This is a genomic window from Streptomyces otsuchiensis (genome assembly GCF_004305975.1).
GTDB lineage: Bacteria > Actinomycetota > Actinomycetes > Streptomycetales > Streptomycetaceae > Streptomyces > Streptomyces otsuchiensis.
In genome coordinates this window covers 1-16,427 of record NZ_BHZI01000136.1, presented here as the reverse complement: position 1 = coordinate 16,427, position 16,427 = coordinate 1, and the positions used below count along the sequence as shown (strand labels likewise).

The following is a 16,427-nucleotide window of genomic DNA, read 5'->3' as shown; positions in this document are numbered from 1 at the left end:
CCGGGCGAGCTCGGCCCCGTAGGCACCGGTGCCCTCAACACCCACGGCGGCCAGGGCGCCGTGCGAGCGCATCCAGTCCAGCAGTTCCCGGTAACCGCGAATCGAGGCGGGGAACTCCTGGTCGGCCAGGTGCCGGCCGATGGAGTCGATCACCGCCGCGTGGTGGGTCAGGCCGTGCGTGTCGACTCCGCCGGTGATCTCCGGGCCGTCGTGCGTCATGCTGGTCATGTCCGTCCTTGCCGCTTGTCCGAGCCGAGGGCGGCACGCGCCGGTCGGGCGGGTGGACAAGACAGTGACGGGGCTTCTTGACCAAGCTCCTATAAGGTCACAAACGCCCGTCCGGCCGCGTGCGTGGTGGCCCCGCCGACCCGCCGACAAATCCCAAACAAGACAGTCGAAGACGTCAGTCAGGCGGAGAGTCAGACGCATCAGCAGAACCACCACTCACATCTTCACTGTCAGGCGGTGGAGCCCGAGGGGCCGACCGTCAGCCGGCACTCCATCTCCACCACCCCGTCGACCGCCAGCACCAGGCGCTCGGTCACGGGCAGCAGCCCCTCGTCGCTGACGTTCCCGCGCAGGGTGACCACGCCTTCCGTCACCGAGACCGTCACCGGCACTCCCTCCCCCGGGAAGAGGCAGCCGACGACGCCGTCCCTCACCTCCCGGGCGATCTCCTGGTCCGGCCGCAGATAGACCTTGAGCAGGTCGGTCCGGCTCACCAGGCCGGCCAGCCGTCCGTGCGCGTCGACCACGGGCAGCCGCTTCACCCGGCGGCGCGCCATCAGATGTGCGGCGCGCGCCACGCTCGCGCCGCACTCCACGGTGACCGCCGGACCGCTCATCAGGTCGTGGGCGGTGAGCGCGCGGGCCGACGCCAGGCCGGCGATCTCGCGCAGTCGCGCCGCCCGGCCCGGATCCGAACCACGGAACTCGCCGGTCGGCAGCAGGTCGCCGGCGGAGACCATCCCCACCACCACGCCACCCTGCCCGTCCCGGACCGCGCCCGGGGTCGTGGGAGTGTCGCCGGCGAGGACCGGCAGCGCGGTGAGCCGCCACCGCTCCATCGTCCGGACGATCTCCCGGAAGCGGGCCTCCCGGCCCACGGCGACGACGGCCGGGCTCATCACCTCCCGCACGGTGTACGCGCTGCCGTACATGGGTCTCCTCAGGTGTCCTCTCCGGTGAACGGCGGCGTCAGTGCCGGTCCGACAGGCCAGATACCGGTGACGGCACCGGTTCGCCCACCGGGCCCGGCGCGCTTCCGTCCGCGCGGGAGTCGTCGACGCGGTAGTCCAGCCGGTCCACGACGGCGACCACACCGTCCACCCGGGCGGTCACGCGCACCGCGATCTCCTTCTCGCTGAGCCGTTCCGTCTCGCCGCTGAGCGTCACCACACCCTCGCGGACCTCCACCCGCGTCGACCAGGGCGCCAGCCAGAGGGTGTCGACCACCACGTCCCTCGTCACGGCCCGTCGGATCTCGTCGTCGGGACGGTGGAAGACCCGCAGCAGATCCCGTCGGGTCACGATCCCGACGAGCCGGTCCTCCTCGTCCACCACGGGCAGCCGGCCGAGCCGGTGCCGTGCCATGCCGCGTGCCGCCTCGACGACGCGCGCCTGGGCGCGAACGGTCTCCGCCGGTGTCGTCATCAGCCCGCCCGCGGTCACCGGTTCCGGCGCGCCGGGTGTTCCGGGGAGGCCGACGGCGCCCGGCACCACGTGGCCCCCGCCTCCCGCCGTCACGCGGGCGCGGGTCAGGTCCGTGCGGGAGACCACACCGATCACCCGGTCGTCGTGGTCGATCACCGGGAGCCCGCCCACCCGGTGCGTCGCGAGCAGCCGGGACAGCTCCGCGAACGGTGTGTCGCGGACGGCCGTGACCACGTCGGTCACCATCACATGGCCGACCTCGGTGTGCCTCATGACGTCTCCTCCTTGGGTGTCCGTTCGATGCGCTCCGGCGCGGCGGTGCTACCGGCGTTCGCGCGGGTGGCCGGGGCCGGTGTGTCCGGGAACCCCGGCGGGGGCGCCGCGGCGGGCAGGCCCGTCGCGCCGCCCGTCACCCCGGCCCCGCGGACGTCGCACCGTGACGGGGGTTCCACCGCACTCCGGCCGGAGGCCGCCTCGGACCGGGCTCCCGGACACGGCCCCAGCATCGCCCGCCCGCGGCCCGCGCGCCCGGGGCCGGCCGGACACAGGGCGGGGGCCGACCGGCCCTTCGTCAGGGGCCCGCGCACGCCCGTCTGTCGGCGGCCCAGGCGGTGGTGGACCGACCGGCCCTGTCGGGGCCGCGGCCCGCCGGACAGGATGGGGGAGTGTCGCACGGGGCGGCGCGGAGGGAGAGGTGGCGATGACAGCGCACGGGGACGGACACGAGGGGCCGGTCCGGCTGTTCCTCGTCGACGACCACGAGGTGGTCCGGCGCGGGCTGCGCGACCTGTTCGACGCCGAGGCCGGCATCGAGGTGGTGGGCGAGGCGGGCACCGCGGAGCGCGCGCTGGCCCGTGGCCCGGCGCTGCGACCGGACGTGGCCGTGCTGGACGTGCGGCTGCCCGACGGCGACGGGATCCGGGTCTGCCGCGAACTGCGCTCCGCCGTGCCGGGTCTGGCCTGCCTCATGCTGACGTCGTTCGACGACGACGACGCCCTGCTGGACGCCATCATGGCGGGCGCCGCCGGCTATGTGCTCAAGGAGATCAAGGGCTCCGACCTGGTGACCGCGGTCCGCACGGTCGCGACGGGGCGCTCGATGCTGGATCCGGCGACCACGGCACGGCTGATGAGCAGCCTGCGGGGCCCCGAGGGCGAACAGGACGGGTCCCGAGGCGCTCTGGACACCCTGACGCCCCGTGAGCGCGAGATCCTCGACCTGGTCGGGGAGGGGCTGACCAACGCCCAGATCGGCCGACGGCTGTTCCTCTCCGAGAAGACCGTCAAGAACAACATCTCCCGCATGCTGGCCAAACTCGGCGTGGAACGCCGGATCCAGGCGGCGGTCCTGGCCACCCAGGCGCTGCCGCCGGCCGGCCGAAACACCGGCCACTGACGCCCGCTCCCGCCGTCACCTCGGCCCCCCGCACTGCGAGCCCGTCGAACGCCGTTGCGAGTCCATCCCGTTCGGGTGAACCCACGGGGCCGAATAAGCTGTCTCACGCCCGCGTGCCCGCCGGTGCGCGCCGCCGTGCGCCCGGTCTCGCGTGCTGGGAGAGCGCGCTGGACGCGGCCTGTCAGCGGCCACCGTGCGGTCGCGGGGCCGCCCCGCCCGCACCACCGGGGCACAGTCCCGAGACCGACCGGCGACCGCCGAGCGTGGCCGCCGGACCGCGCACCGTGTCGGACCCGACCGCCATACTGAGAGGCGGCACGGAGGTTCGCGACAACGGCTGACGGACGGGGGCGGGGAACACGCGATGGCGGACAGCACGCTGATCCAGGGCCGCTACGAACTGCTGGAGCAGATCGGGCGAGGCGGCATGGGCGAGGTGTGGCGCGCCCGTGACCAGGCGCTGGACCGCCAGGTCGCGGTCAAGTGCCTGAAGCCGCTGGGCAACCACCATGAGGAGCCGGTCCTGACGGGGCTGCGGGAGCGGTTCCGCCGTGAGGCGCGGGTCGCCGCCGGGCTGCAGCACCGCGGCATCACGGTCGTCCACGACTTCGGCGAGTACGACGGCGTCCTCTACCTGGTGATGGAGATGCTGGAGGGACGCAACCTCAGCGAGCTACTGGCCGAACGGGACGCCGCGCCCCTGCCGGAGCCGCAGATCGCGGACATAGCCGCCCAGGTCTCGGCCGCCCTGGACCACACCCACCGCCAGGGCATCATCCACCGCGACCTCAAGCCCGCCAACGTCATGCTCCTGCCGGACGGAACGGTCAAGATCTGCGACTTCGGGATCGCGCGGCTCGCCCACGACATCGGGCTGAGCGCCAAGCTCACCACCACCGGCATGGCCATGGGCACACCGCACTACATGTCGCCGGAGCAGATCTCCGGCGGGCCCGCCGACTTCCGCAGCGACCTCTACTCGCTCGGCTGCGTGCTCTACGAACTGGCCACCGGGACACCCCCGTTCGACCTCGGTGACCCCTGGGCGATCCTGGTCGGCCACCGGGACACACCCCCCGAACCGCTGCGCGAGCGCCGCCCGGAGCTCTCCCCGGCCCTGGACGACCTCGTGCTGGGGCTGCTCGCGAAGGCCCCGTCCGACCGGCCGCACGACGTCGCCGGCCAGACGCGCCGCCTCGCCCTGGCCGCCGCACGGGAGACGGCGGCCAGGACCACGCAGGGCGACACCGGCGCGCCGGCCGGCGCCGACGGGCCCACCACCGGCCCGCCGCCCCCGGACGGCGGGCAGCGGCCCGGGCCGTCCACGCCGCTGCCGGCCTGGACGCGCGGGATGCGCGCGGGACCAGTGGCCGCGGGGCGCGGACCGGCCACCCCCGCCCCCGGCCTCGACACCGGCCTCACCGGACTGTGGACGAGCGTGACCGTGACCGCCGGCCAAGGCCCCCCGGCGGCCCCCGGCGCGCCGGAACTGCTCGACGTGCTCGCCAGCCGCCACAGCGCCGGTCTCAGCCTGGGCCGGCTGGGCCGCTGGGCGGAGGCCCTGGGCGTGCACCAGGAACTCCTCGCCGAACGGGCGCAGGCCCTGGGGGACAACCACCCGCACACGCTCGACAGCCGCCACGAGGTCGGGTACGCGCTCGGACGGCTGGGCCGCTGGGACGAGGCGCTCGCCGGGCACCGGGCCGTCGCCGACGCCCGCTCCCGCAGCCTGGGCCCGCGTCATCCCGCGACCCTCGACTCCCGCCACCAGGCGGCGGTGGCTCTCGGGCGGCTCGGCCGGCCCGCCGAGGCACTGGAGATCTACCGGGAGCTGGTGGTCGCCCGCACCCACGACGCCGGGCGCAGCCACGCGGAGACGCTGCGCGCCCGGCACGGCCTGGGGGTGAGCCTGGGCCGGCTGGGCCGGTGGGAGGAGGCGCTGGCCGAGGCCCGTGACGTCTGCGCGCTCCGCGGCCGGACCCTCGGCGAGGAACACCCCGACACCCTGGTCAGCCGCCGGGAGGTCGCCGTGGCGCTCGGCTGGCTGGACCGCTGGGAGGAGGCACTGGACGAGTACCGGCCGGTGCGGATGAGCCGTGAGCGGGTGCTGGGCGCCGCCCATCCCGCCGCGCTGACCAGCCGGAACGACGAGGCGCACTGTCTGGAGCGGCTCGGCCGCCACGCCGAAGCGGTCGAGCTGTACCGGCAGGTCGCCGAACTGCGCCAGCAGCACGCCGAGTAGGCGACGGCCCACCCGCGGGGCCGCCGTGCGGTCCGGAGCGCGCGGCGGCTCACCCCGGGGTGCCGTCCGGCTCCGCCCGGCGCGTGGCGTCCCCGCCGCGACCAGCGGCGCGTGGGGCCCGCCCCGCGCTCACCGCCTCCCGGCGCCACGTACCATGGCGGCATGTCGTTTCTCCGCCGCCGCAGCGCACCCACGCCCGCCGGTCCGGACTTCGATGTCCTGGCCATGGACCCGGGCGACTGGCCGGGAGTCCTGGGCGCCGGACTGCTGCCCGCGCCGGACGGAACCTGCCAGGGCGTGATCCTGCGCTACGACCTCTTCGGCGGGCGCGGACCGGCCATGGTGATCGGTAATCTCCCCGAGGGCTCGCCCGCCCGGGAGGTGGCCGACGGCGAGATGCCGTTCGAGGTCCTGCATCTCCTCGAAGCCCTGGAGCTGGAGGACGAGGTGCGGTCCACCGGTGTCGAGGAGATCCCGGTGATGCACGAGGACAGCCTGCTCATCGTGCGGCGGGTGCTCTGCTCCGAGGGCCGGGTCTCCTGTGTGCAGTTCGACCGCAGCGACAACGTGCTGGTCACCATCGCGAGCTGGGACCGTCCGATCACCGACGACCTGTACCGGCTGCTGAAGCCGCTGCCGGCGGAGCTGTTCCAGCAGTAGCACTCCCGCGCGTCGACCGGGCGCGTCCCGGCCCGGACGTGCCCTGCCGCTTGCCGCGCGGGACGGGCCGACGCCGTCCCGCGCGCTCGCCGCGGCCGGAGCCTCAGCGGATACCTCAGCGGGTGCCGACGGCCGCGCGGACCGCCCGCCGGGTCAGGGCGAGGTCGTCGTGGAGCCGGCGCAGCAACAGCCTCCGCTCCTCCCCGAACGCCATCGTCCCGGCCGGCCGGGAGCCGGCGGCCGCCGCGTCGGGGGCGGGTGCGCGCATGGCCCGGTGCACCGCCTCCTCGCACTCGCGGATCTCCCGGGTCAGCACCAGCATCAGGTTGACGAGGAAGCCGTCACGCTGCTCCGGTCCCTCCAGCTGTGCCGCCTGACTGAGCCGGCGGCGGGCGGCCGGCGCGGCGCCGAGCACGGCCCACAGCGTCGCGAGGTCGCGTCCGGGCAGGTACCAGCCCGCCGACGACCACCCGAGCAGCGCCGGACCGGCGGGGGAGAGCACCGCCTGGGAGGGGTAGGCGGCGCCGTGACAGAACTGCCGTGGCAGCGCGCCGTCGCGACCGCGCAGTCCGTGCAGCAGCACCCGGAGGTCGCCGAGGTCACGGTCGGTCAGAAGACCCAGCGAGTGGTAACGGCTCAGCAGCGCCGGGTAGTTCAGTCCCGGCCCGAAGTCCGCGCCGGGCGGCTCCCACTCGCCGAGTCTGCGGACACCCGCGAAGACCGCCCGCAGGTCGCCTGCGACGGGAGCGGTGAGCGGATGCCGCCGGGTGGACGCCACGCGCCCCGGGATGAACTCCATGACCAGGGTGCCCGATCCGGAGTCGGCACCGATCAGCCGCGGCACCCGGACGGGCGGCCGGTGCCGGACGAAGATCCGGTAGGCGGCTATCTCCCGCTGCACGCGTTCGGCGGCGGCCGGGGTGAGCGCGCACTTGGCGACGACCGGGCGGCGCCCGATCGCGCCGCCGAGCAGCACGGAGGCGTCGTTGTGGCGGAGCAGCTGGGCGGGGACGAAGTCCGGGCAGATCTCCTGGACGGCGTTGAGGGCGGCGCGCAGCCGGGCGCCGCGCTCACCGGTGAAGTCCAGCCGCTGCCGCGCCGGCGGACGTGGGCGGCGCTGCCGCTCGGGGTGCGGCACGGCGCCGGGCGGAACCGCCGCACCGGTGGGTGCCGTCAGCGGCTGGCGGTACCTGGGGTACACGGGGGAGGGTGCTGGATACATCGGCGAGCCGGGTCCCTTCGTGCGCCGGATGAGGACGCGCCGCCCGTGCCGGGTCGGTGACGGGGCACTCCTGGGGAAGTGTCCGGTCCGGTCCCGGGGCGGGGTGGCGCCTTTCTACCGAAGCGCGCCCCGGAGGTGGCACACCATGTGGCGGACCCTGGCGAAACCCTGGCGAATGAGTGAGTGGGCGGTCGCACGGGGCTACTGTCGAGTCAGCCGAGATCCTGGGGGCTTGACGTGACGCAGCGAACCAACACCCGACTGGCGGACCTGTTCCGGCTGGCGGGATGGTCCAAGGGGGAACTCGCCCGCCTGGTCAACCGGCAGGCGGCGGCCCAGGGTCATCCGCAGCTGGCGACCGACACCACCCGTGTCCGGCGGTGGATCGAGCTGGGGGAGACCCCGCGCGATCCCGTGCCGGAGGTGCTGGCATCGCTGTTCACCGAGCGCCTCGGCCGTGTCGTGACCATCGAGGATCTCGGATTCCGCCGGCCCGGAGAAGCGGGGCGGGGGAAGGCCGTGGCCACCCTGCCCTGGCCCCCCCACCGGACGGCCGCGGTCCTCACCGAATTCACGGGAATGGACCTCATGCTCAACCGACGCGGCATGGTGGGCGCGGGCGCCGCGCTCGCCGCGGGATCAGCCCTCAGCGACGCACTGCACGACTGGCTCACCACTCCGGCAGGCTCGGTGGGCTCCTCGGCCCCCGGAGCCGGGCCCGCCGGCCTGGACCGCTACGAGGCGGCCCCGGTCGGCTCGGCGGAGATCGACGCCCTGGAGCACTCGGTCGAGATCTTCCGGGCCTGGGACGCCCAGCGCGGCGGCGGACTCCAGCGAAAGGCGGTGGTCGGCCAGCTCAACGAGGTGGGCGGCATGCTCGCCTACCAGCATCCGGCGCACCTCCAGCGCCGGCTGTGGGGGGTGGCGGCCAACCTGGCGGTGCTCGCCGGGTGGATGTCGCACGACGTCGGGCTGGAGCCGACCGCCCAGAAGTACTTCGTCATAGCCACCCACGCCGCCCGCGAGGGCGGGGACCGCCCGCGCGCCGGGGAGGCGCTGTCCCGGGCCGCCCGCCAGATGGTGCACCTCGGCCGCCCGGACGACGCGCTGGACCTGATGCAGCTGGCCAAGTCCGGCGCCGGCGAGGAGGCGCTGCCCCGCACCCGCGCCATGCTCTTCACCATCGAGGCGTGGGCGCAGGCGGCGATGGGCCAGGGCCAGGCGATGCGCCGCACCCTCGGCGAGGCCGAGGACCTCTTCGTCTCCGACCGGGCCGATGTCGAGCCCCCCAGTTGGATGCAGCTGTTCGACGAGGCCGACCTCCACGGCATGCAGGCCCTGGCGTACCGCACGCTCGCGGAGTCCGACCCCGCCGCCGCCAGACCGGCCGAGCAGTACGCCAAGCGGGCACTGGCCATGCGGGCGGCCGAGGGCCGGGCCCGCTCGAACATCCTGGACTACATCTCGCTGGCATCCGCGTGCTTCCTCGCCAACGACCCGGACCAGGCCGACCGTTACGCCCGGCTGGCGCTGGTCAGCATCGGCGAGAACTCCTCCCACCGCACCTGGGACCGCCTGCGGGAGATGTACAGGCTGACCGGGGTGTACGCCGGCTACGGCCGGGTGGAGAACCTCCGCGAGGAGATCGAGCACGCCCTCCCCACGGCTCCCGTCTCTCCCGGTGACAAGGGCGCGGGGAAGGGACCGGTGGTCGTCTGAGCGGCGCGGTGGCCGGCACCGGCGGCCGGGTGTCACGCGGCCGGGGGCGCTACCGCACCCTGGCGACCATCACGCACGAGTCCTCCAGCGCCCCGCCCTCACGCTCGGCCCGCCGGCGGCGCTCGACCAGCAGCTCCAGCGCCTCCCGCGCGTCGGCGGCCGCGGCCAGCCGCGGCGCCAGCGTCAGCAGCACCGGATCGCTGGAGCGGGCGGAGCCGCCGCGGCCGTCCGGCCCGGGAGGCCCCGGCGGGAACAGGCCGTCGGTGTGCAGCACCAGGGTGTCACCGCTGCGCAGCCGGTCCACGCGCTCGCCGTAGACGGTGCCCGCTATCGCCCCCAGCAGGGTGCCAGCCGGACGCGGCAGCAGCCGTGCCGAGCCCTCCCGGCACAGCAGCGGCGCCGGGTGACCGGCCTGCGCCCAGGTCAGCGCCCCGTCCTCGGCGCGGTAGCGACAGCACACCAGGCCGGCCAGGACGGGCTGGGTCCCCCGGTCCATCAGATCGTTGAGATGCTCCAGCAGCTCGCCCGGCCGGGTCCCGGTCAGCGCGATGCCGCGCAGCGCTCCGAGCAGCGCCGCGGTGGCCGTCGCCGCGGACGGGCCGCTCCCGGAGAGGTCCCCCACGCTCAGCACGGTGCTGCCGTCCCGGAGGTCCAGCCAGTCGTGCCAGCGCCCGTCCGTCACCCCCTCCTCCGCTACGCCCCCCACCGCCGCTCCGGACAGGGAGCGGGCCGCCACCTCCAGGGAGCGGGGCACGCCGTTCGGCCGCCGTTCCGCAGCGCTGCGCCACGGTGTTCCCCGGGAATCCGGCGCGACGACCGCGAGCCGGTGCTCCGCGTGCTCCGGCCGGGCGGGGGCCCTCGGCCCCTGCTCCGGCACCCGCGCGGCGGCGGACCCCGCGCCGCCCGCCTCCGGCGCTGCCGCCGTCCCACTGACGTCCCGCACCACCGCCCACATCGCCACGGTCGAACCCGCCTCGTCGAGGATCGGTTCCGCCGCCAGCTGCACGGTCCGCAGCGAACCGTCGGGACGCGCCACCCGGAACTCGCAGACGGCGGGCCTGCCGTCGACCAGGCAGACCGTCACCGCCCCCGCGAGAACGGGCTGGTCCGCCTCCACCAGGCAGGACGGCAGCTGGTCCAGGGTGAGCGGACCCTCGGCGGGCGGTCTGCCGAAGATCGGGTACAGCTCCTCGCTCCAGACCACCGCGTCCGTCAGCAGACTCCACTCGGCGCTGCCGACGCGCCCTCCGAGCGGCGCCCGGCCCGACGGCACGGCGGGCGTCAGCTGCCCCAGCTGCCGCCCGAAATCCTCCAGCCGCCCCAGCGCGTCCTCCCACACGGCGTCCCGCACCCGGTGATCGGCGGCGTCGGACGGCTCGCCCCGGCGCAGCGCCTCGACGTCTTCGCGCAGCCCGCGGACGCGCGCGATAAGGTCCTGGAGCGTCTCCAGGTGAGGGGCGTCCGCCGCCGGACGGCGGGCCGGGTGGTCCGGGTGCTGGGAGGAGTGCATCACTGTCCCCGATGCGCTGACGCTGCCGCCCGTGGCCCTGCGGCAGGGCTGGATGGATGGATTCCGACTCTGGCACAGCTTGCCCCGACCCGTGACGGATTCGGCCGCAAGGGCCCCGGCGCGCCGTCACCTCGATGGTGTACCGGGCGTGCGCCCGGGGGAAAAGGCGGGCAGGTCCGGCCCCCGCCGGGCCCGTGCGGACGCCCCACCCGCAGAAATCCCGTTGCCACCGACCGCTCGCCCCCGGATGCTGACTCATATGTTCGCCAGTCCCGTCGAAACAGACATAGCGCCCAGCGGAACCCTGCTCGGGCTGCTCCAGCGCGGGCGAGGGGACGGTGCGCTGCACGCGCTCGCCGCCCCCCGCCCCGAGGCCGTCGCGGCCCTGGAGCGCTGCGTGCTGCACGATCCACGACGTGACTGGCAGCTCGAACACCGCTCGCTCTACTACGCCCGGCTCTACGTCGAACTGCGCGCCGGCCTGGCAGCGGTCGAGGCCCACCTCTTCCACCCCGAGGACGGCCTCGCGGGCGACGGCCTCAGCGCCGCGGACGTGCCGGAGGACCGCACCGGCCTCGCCCTCTCCGTTCTCGGGCACCTGGTCTCCTACGGTGACCAGGAGGCACTCGGCCTGCTGCGCCGGTACGCCGCCACCGGTGCCAACTGGCGCTGGGCGCTCGACGAACTCGCCGTGCGCGACGACGACAGCGCGCTGCGCGATCTCGGACCCGCGATTCTGGCCAGATTTCCCCACACCGACGAGGGCCGGGCCGCCCTCGGACGGACGGTCCGCGACGCCTACGAGCCCCGCCCCTGGCGGATCTGGGCCGAGGATCCGGACCGGCCCGAGCAGGGCGAACGCATCGCGGGCGCCCGCGAGGACGGCGACTTCGGCCGCTGGCGCCGCCAGCTGCGCTCGCCCGGCCCCCGGCCCGGGTGGGGCGTCGCCGCCGTCCTGGACTGGGTGCGGGACGGCTACGACGAGGAGCCGAGGATCTGGCGGGAGGCCCCGGCCGCCCGCTGCCTGGCGGCCGTCACCACCCCCGAGGACCGCCCCGTCCTGCTGGAGGCCGCCCGCACCGGCGGCCCCGCCGTGCGCGCCGCCGCACTGCGCCACCTCGCCGAACGGGAGGAGACGGCGGCCCTCGGGCTGCTGGAGGCCGCCGCAGACGACCCCGAGCCCGAACTGGCCGCCTCGGCGGTCGCCTCCTTCGCCCGGATGCTCGGCCCCGGCGCCCTGTCGCAGGCCCGCCGCTGGGCCGAACGCACCGACCTGCTCGGCTCGGCCGCCTCGGCCGTGCTCGCCCGGCGCGGCGACAGCGGTGACGCTCCGGCGGTGCTCGCCGCCCTGCGCCGCACCGTGCGGCTGCGCGGCACCGACGCCGAGGAGCTGTACCCCCTGGTGGAGGGGGCGGGGCGGCTGACCCTGCGGGCCGCCGCGCCGGTGCTGCGCCACATCTACCGGGAGACGGCCTCCTCCCACCTGCGTGGCCGCACGGCCGTGGCGCTGGAGGCCACCGACCCGTTCTTCGCTGCGGGATTCGCCGTGGAGTGCCTGTGGGACTGCGAGGAGGACACCCGCGAGGTCGCCGCGCGCGCCGCCACCAGCGGGGACGCCCGGGTCGCCGAACGGCTGCGGCGGCTCGCCACCGACCCCGCCGAACGCGACGGCGTCCAGACCGCCGTCCGCGGGCGCCTGGGCGGAGTCTGACCCGCCGTCGGCGGAACGAGCCCCCGGCCGTCGGCGCGTTGGCGGCACCGGACGCGCGGTGCCCGCCCGGATTTGGCACGATGGCCGCCATGAGCGGGCGCTGGGAGTTCTGGATCGACCGGGGTGGCACCTTCACCGACGTGGTGGGCCGCCGGCCCGACGGCGGGCTGGTCACCGACAAGCTGCTCTCCCACGCGCCCGAGCGGTACCGGGACGCGGCGGTCGAGGGCATCCGGCGGATGCTCGGCGTCGCGCCGGGCGAACCCTTCCCCGCCGAACGTGTCGCCATCGTCAAGATGGGCACCACCGTCGCGACCAACGCCCTGCTGGAACGGCGGGGGGAGCCGACGGTGCTGGTCACCACCGAGGGGTTCCGCGACGCGCTGCGGATCGCCTACCAGAACCGGCCCCGCCTCTTCGACCGGCACATCGTCCTGCCGGAGAGCCTCTACGACCGCGTCATCGAACTCCCCGAGCGGACCGGCGCGCACGGCGAGCCCGTCCGGCCGCTGGACACCGCCGCCGCCGAGCGGGAGCTGCGCCGGGCCCACGAGGACGGCTTCCGCAGCGCGGCCGTCGTCCTGCTGCACGGCTACCGCCATCCCGGCCACGAGCGGGAGGTCGCCCGGATCGCCCGCGCCGCCGGCTTCACCCAGGTCTCCGTCTCCCACGAGGTCAGCCCGCTGATCAAACTGGTGCCGCGCGGCGACACCACCGTGGTCGACGCCTACCTCTCACCGGTGCTGCGCCGCTACGTCGACCATGTCGCCGGTGAACTCCACGGCGTGCGGCTGATGTTCATGCAGTCCAACGGCGGTCTGCGCCGGGCCTCCGCCTTCCGCGGCAAGGACGCGGTGCTCTCCGGCCCGGCGGGCGGCGTCGTCGGCATGGCCCGCAGCTGCGGGGAGGCCGGCCGCGACCGGGTCGTCGGCTTCGACATGGGCGGCACCTCCACCGACGTCTCCCACTACGCCGGGGAGCTGGAACGGGTGCTGGGCACCGAGGTCGCCGGTGTGCGGATGCGCGCGCCGATGATGGACATCCACACGGTCGCCGCGGGCGGCGGCTCCGTCCTGCACTTCGACGGCGCCCGCTACCGCGTCGGGCCCGATTCCGCCGGTGCCGTTCCCGGCCCCGCCAGCTACCGGCGCGGCGGACCGCTGACCGTGACCGACGCCAACGTGATGCTCGGCAGGGTCCAGCCCGACCACTTCCCACACGTCTTCGGGCCCGACGGCGACGCACCCCTGGACGCCGGGCGGGTCCGCGAGGGCTTCACCCGCCTCGCCGAGGAGATCGCCGAGGCGACCGGTGACCGGCGCGGCCCCGAGGAGGTCGCCGCCGGGTACCTGGAGATCGCGGTCCTCAACATGGCGAGCGCGGTCAAGAAGATCTCCGTCCAGCGCGGCCACGACATCACCCGCTACGCCCTCGCCGCGTTCGGCGGTGCCGGCGGGCAGCACGCGTGCGCGGTCGCCGACGCCCTCGGGGTGGACAGCGTCGTGGTGCCACCGCTGGCCGGGGTTCTCTCCGCCTACGGCATCGGCGTCGCCGACGCCACCGCGCTCGGCGAGCGGTCGGTCGAAGCCGAGATGGACGAGGAGACCATGGCCCAGGTGCGGGCCGTCGGCGACGAACTCGCCGACGCGGCACGCGCCGAACTGGCCGCCGACGGTGTCGACGCGGAGTCCGTGCGGGTCGGCCATGCCCTGCACCTGCGCTACGCGGGCACCGACGCCACGCTCACCGTCCCCCTCGGAACCCCCGCCGCCATGACGGCGGCGTTCCGTGACGAGCACCTCGCCCGTTACGGCTTCACCACCGACAAGCCCCTGGTCGTCGCCACGGTCGCGGTCGAGGCGGTCGGCGCCGCCGGCCCGCCCCCGGTCAACCGGGCGGTGCCCGCCGGCGAGGGCGGCGCGGCCGAACCCGCCGCCCGCGTCCGGATGTACACCGAGGGCGCCTGGCGGGACGCCCCGCTGCACCGCAGGGACGCACTGCGCGCCGGGGGCACCGTCGACGGACCCGCGATCATCGCCGAGGCCGACGCCACGACTGTCGTCGACACCGGCTGGCGCGCCCGGGCGGGGGAGCGGGGCCATCTGCTGCTGGACCGGGTCACCGCACGCCGGCCGGCCACCGCCGTCGGCACCGAGGTCGACCCGGTGCGGCTGGAGGTCTTCAACAACCTCTTCATGGCCATCGCCGAGCAGATGGGCGTGGCACTGGAGAACACCGCGCACTCCGTCAACATCAAGGAGCGCCTGGACTTCTCCTGCGCCCTCTTCGACGACGAGGGCAACCTCATCGCCAACGCCCCGCACATCCCGGTGCACCTGGGGTCGATGGGGGAGTCCATCAAGGAGGTGCTGCGCCGCAACGAGGGCACCATGCGTCCCGGCGACGTCTACGCCATCAACGACCCGTACCACGGCGGCACCCACCTCCCGGACGTCACCGTCGTCACCCCCGTCTTCGACCGGGCCGCCGGTGCCCCGGACGACGGGGAGCGGGCGCGGCTGCTGTTCCTGGTCGCGTCCCGGGGGCACCACGCCGAGATCGGGGGCATCACCCCCGGCTCGATGCCCGCCTTCAGCCGCACCGTGCAGGAAGAGGGCATCCTCTTCGACAACTGGCTGCTGGTGCGCGACGGGCGGCTGCGGGAGGCGGAGACCCGTGCGCTGCTGGCCGCCGGGCCCCACCCCTCACGGGCCCCGGACGCCAACCTCGCCGACCTCCGCGCCCAGATCGCCGCCAACGAGAAGGGCATCGCCGAGCTGCGGTCGATGACGGCGCAGTTCGGGCTGGACGTCGTGCAGGCGTACATGCGGCACATCAGGGCCAACGCGGAGGAGTCGGTGCGCGCCGTCATCGGGGCACTGCACGAGGGCTCGGTCCGCTACGAGACGGACGCCGGGGCGGTGATCGCCGTCTCCGTCACCGTGGACCGCGACTCCCGCACGGCCGTCCTGGACTTCGCGGGCACCTCGGACCAGCAGCCCGGCAACACCAACGCCCCCAGTTCGGTGGTGATGGCCGCGGTGCTCTACGTCTTCCGCACCCTGGTCGCCGACGACATCCCGCTCAACAGCGGCTGCCTCACACCGCTGGACATCCGCATCCCGGAGGGCTGCATGCTCGCGCCCCGTTTCCCCGCCGCCACGGTGGCGGGCAACGTCGAGACCTCCCAGGCGGTCACCGGCGCGCTCTACGCCGCCCTCGGCGTCCAGGCCGAGGGATCGGGCACCATGAACAACGTCACCTTCGGCAACGAGGGGTTCCAGTACTACGAGACGGTCGCCAGCGGCTCCGGCGCCGGCGACGGCTTCGCCGGCACGGCCGCCGTCCAGACCCACATGACCAACTCCCGGCTCACCGACCCCGAGGTCCTGGAGTGGCGCTACCCGGTCCGGGTGGAGGAGTTCTCGGTGCGGACCGGCAGCGGCGGCACCGGCCGGTGGCCCGGCGGTGACGGCGTGGTCCGCCGGCTCCGCTTCCTGGAACCGGTGACCGTCACCGTCCTGACCGGCCACCGGCGGGTACCGCCCTACGGCATGGCCGGCGGCGGCACCGGAGCACTGGGCGAGAACACCGTGGTCCGCGCGGACGGCACCCGGGAGCCGCTGGCCGGCGCGGACACCGCCGACCTCGCCGCCGGCGACGAACTGCTGCTGCGTACCCCGGGCGGAGGGGGATACGGAGCGCCGTGAACGCGCCCGGCGCGTCGCGCCCACGCGCGGGGGCGCGACGCCGGATCACCAGTCGGCGGTGTGCGGCGCGTAGCGGTCCAGCAGCCGGGTGCGGGCGCGGTGCACGCGGTGCGCCAGGATCTCGGCGACCACCCGCAGCAGCGCGTAGCCGAACTCCGGGTCCTCGTCGCACAGCCGCTGCACCCTGGGCCCGTCGAACTCGATCGACCGCACCGGGCTGAGGGCCTCCGCGCCGAAGTCCCAGGCGAACGGCGGGAACAGCCAGGACCAGCCGAGCATGTCGCCCGTCCGCAGCGTCGCCACCTCCATGGGACGTGACAGCTCGCCCAGCCGCAGGTCCAGCGTCACCGATCCCGAACGGATCACCCAGAACCGGTCGGCGCGCTCCTGTTCCTCGAAGATGCGGGTGCCCTGGGGGAACGCCGCCTCCCGGCCCACCGCCAGCAGCCTCTCCCGCTGGTCCGGGGTCAGCGCCTTCAGCAGGTGTTTCTCCACGGTCATGCTGTGACCTCCTCACGGCCGGGGCACCAGCGCACGCGGCTCCCGCGCGGGGCGGGCACCGGCCTGACACCAGTAACCCCCATTCACCCGGATGCCGCATCCC

12 protein-coding genes are annotated in these 16,427 nt (G+C 75.1%); 6 read left to right on the top strand and 6 right to left on the bottom strand.

Features of this window, described 5'->3' with window-relative positions; translation table 11 throughout:
* The 3 genes from E0D90_RS14610 to E0D90_RS14600 all read right to left on the bottom strand — a co-directional run.
* Window positions 1-228, bottom strand: a 228-nt coding sequence (locus tag E0D90_RS14610) for an IS110 family transposase (RefSeq protein ID WP_227870231.1), incomplete at its 3' end; no start/stop codon positions are given.
* 230 nt (window positions 229-458) lie between these two features.
* Window positions 459-1,160 carry a CBS domain-containing protein gene (locus tag E0D90_RS14605; RefSeq protein ID WP_130798586.1) on the bottom strand — a complete coding sequence of 234 codons (702 nt, stop codon included), beginning with the start codon at window positions 1,158-1,160 and terminating at the stop codon, window positions 459-461.
* Between the two features lie 37 nt (window positions 1,161-1,197).
* Complete coding sequence (locus E0D90_RS14600; RefSeq protein ID WP_130798584.1) at window positions 1,198-1,926, bottom strand: CBS domain-containing protein; 729 nt, start codon at window positions 1,924-1,926, stop codon at window positions 1,198-1,200.
* Window positions 1,927-2,353: 427 nt separating this feature from the next.
* On the opposite strand from E0D90_RS14600, the gene E0D90_RS14595 reads away from it, so the two are divergent.
* The 3 genes from E0D90_RS14595 to E0D90_RS14585 all read left to right on the top strand — a co-directional run bounded on the left by E0D90_RS14595 (window position 2,354) and on the right by E0D90_RS14585 (window position 5,951).
* Window positions 2,354-3,049, top strand: coding sequence for a response regulator (locus E0D90_RS14595; RefSeq protein WP_130798582.1), 696 nt, complete (start codon window positions 2,354-2,356; stop codon window positions 3,047-3,049).
* Between the two features lie 364 nt (window positions 3,050-3,413).
* Window positions 3,414-5,291, top strand: a complete 1,878-nt coding sequence (locus E0D90_RS14590) for a serine/threonine-protein kinase (protein ID WP_130798580.1) — start codon at window positions 3,414-3,416, stop codon at window positions 5,289-5,291.
* Between the two features lie 162 nt (window positions 5,292-5,453).
* On the top strand, window positions 5,454-5,951 hold the full coding sequence (locus E0D90_RS14585) for a hypothetical protein (RefSeq protein ID WP_103500360.1): 498 nt from the start codon (window positions 5,454-5,456) through the stop codon (window positions 5,949-5,951).
* Between the two features lie 115 nt (window positions 5,952-6,066).
* Here E0D90_RS14585 and E0D90_RS14580 read toward each other — a convergent pair whose 3' ends face one another.
* Window positions 6,067-7,173, bottom strand: a complete 1,107-nt coding sequence (locus E0D90_RS14580) for an aminoglycoside phosphotransferase family protein (protein ID WP_103500359.1) — start codon at window positions 7,171-7,173, stop codon at window positions 6,067-6,069.
* A 237-nt stretch (window positions 7,174-7,410) separates the two neighbouring features.
* Between E0D90_RS14580 and E0D90_RS14575 the strand changes: the two genes are divergently transcribed.
* Window positions 7,411-8,892: a DNA-binding protein NsdB gene (locus E0D90_RS14575; protein ID WP_103500358.1), complete on the top strand. Its 1,482-nt coding sequence runs from the start codon at window positions 7,411-7,413 to the stop codon at window positions 8,890-8,892.
* Window positions 8,893-8,941: 49 nt separating this feature from the next.
* Here the strand turns inward: E0D90_RS14575 and E0D90_RS14570 are convergent, their stop codons facing one another.
* Complete coding sequence (locus E0D90_RS14570; RefSeq protein ID WP_130798578.1) at window positions 8,942-10,402, bottom strand: SpoIIE family protein phosphatase; 1,461 nt, start codon at window positions 10,400-10,402, stop codon at window positions 8,942-8,944.
* Between the two features lie 259 nt (window positions 10,403-10,661).
* Between E0D90_RS14570 and E0D90_RS14565 the strand changes: the two genes are divergently transcribed.
* Window positions 10,662-12,113, top strand: coding sequence for a HEAT repeat domain-containing protein (locus E0D90_RS14565; RefSeq protein ID WP_130798576.1), 1,452 nt, complete (start codon window positions 10,662-10,664; stop codon window positions 12,111-12,113).
* An 89-nt stretch (window positions 12,114-12,202) separates the two neighbouring features.
* The gene (locus E0D90_RS14560) at window positions 12,203-15,823 is read left to right on the top strand and encodes a hydantoinase B/oxoprolinase family protein (protein ID WP_130798574.1); all 3,621 of its coding nucleotides are present in this window, start codon (window positions 12,203-12,205) and stop codon (window positions 15,821-15,823) included.
* A 45-nt stretch (window positions 15,824-15,868) separates the two neighbouring features.
* Here E0D90_RS14560 and E0D90_RS14555 read toward each other — a convergent pair whose 3' ends face one another.
* Window positions 15,869-16,324: a cyclic nucleotide-binding domain-containing protein gene (locus E0D90_RS14555; RefSeq protein ID WP_103502389.1), complete on the bottom strand. Its 456-nt coding sequence runs from the start codon at window positions 16,322-16,324 to the stop codon at window positions 15,869-15,871.
* Between the last annotated feature and the right edge of the window lie 103 nt (window positions 16,325-16,427).

Bases quoted from the DNA above. Each gene is read 5' to 3' on its own strand.
- E0D90_RS14585 (WP_103500360.1), top strand. From the start codon at position 5,454: ATGTCGTTTCTCCGCCGCCGCAGCGCACCCACGCCCGCCGGTCCGGAC.
- E0D90_RS14590 (WP_130798580.1), top strand. From the start codon at position 3,414: ATGGCGGACAGCACGCTGATCCAGGGCCGCTACGAACTGCTGGAGCAG.
- E0D90_RS14565 (WP_130798576.1), top strand. From the start codon at position 10,662: ATGTTCGCCAGTCCCGTCGAAACAGACATAGCGCCCAGCGGAACCCTG.
- E0D90_RS14570 (WP_130798578.1), bottom strand. From the start codon at position 10,402: ATGCACTCCTCCCAGCACCCGGACCACCCGGCCCGCCGTCCGGCGGCG.
- E0D90_RS14595 (WP_130798582.1), top strand. From the start codon at position 2,354: ATGACAGCGCACGGGGACGGACACGAGGGGCCGGTCCGGCTGTTCCTC.
- E0D90_RS14600 (WP_130798584.1), bottom strand. From the start codon at position 1,926: ATGAGGCACACCGAGGTCGGCCATGTGATGGTGACCGACGTGGTCACG.
- E0D90_RS14605 (WP_130798586.1), bottom strand. From the start codon at position 1,160: ATGTACGGCAGCGCGTACACCGTGCGGGAGGTGATGAGCCCGGCCGTC.
- E0D90_RS14560 (WP_130798574.1), top strand. From the start codon at position 12,203: ATGAGCGGGCGCTGGGAGTTCTGGATCGACCGGGGTGGCACCTTCACC.
- E0D90_RS14580 (WP_103500359.1), bottom strand. From the start codon at position 7,173: ATGTATCCAGCACCCTCCCCCGTGTACCCCAGGTACCGCCAGCCGCTG.
- E0D90_RS14555 (WP_103502389.1), bottom strand. From the start codon at position 16,324: ATGACCGTGGAGAAACACCTGCTGAAGGCGCTGACCCCGGACCAGCGG.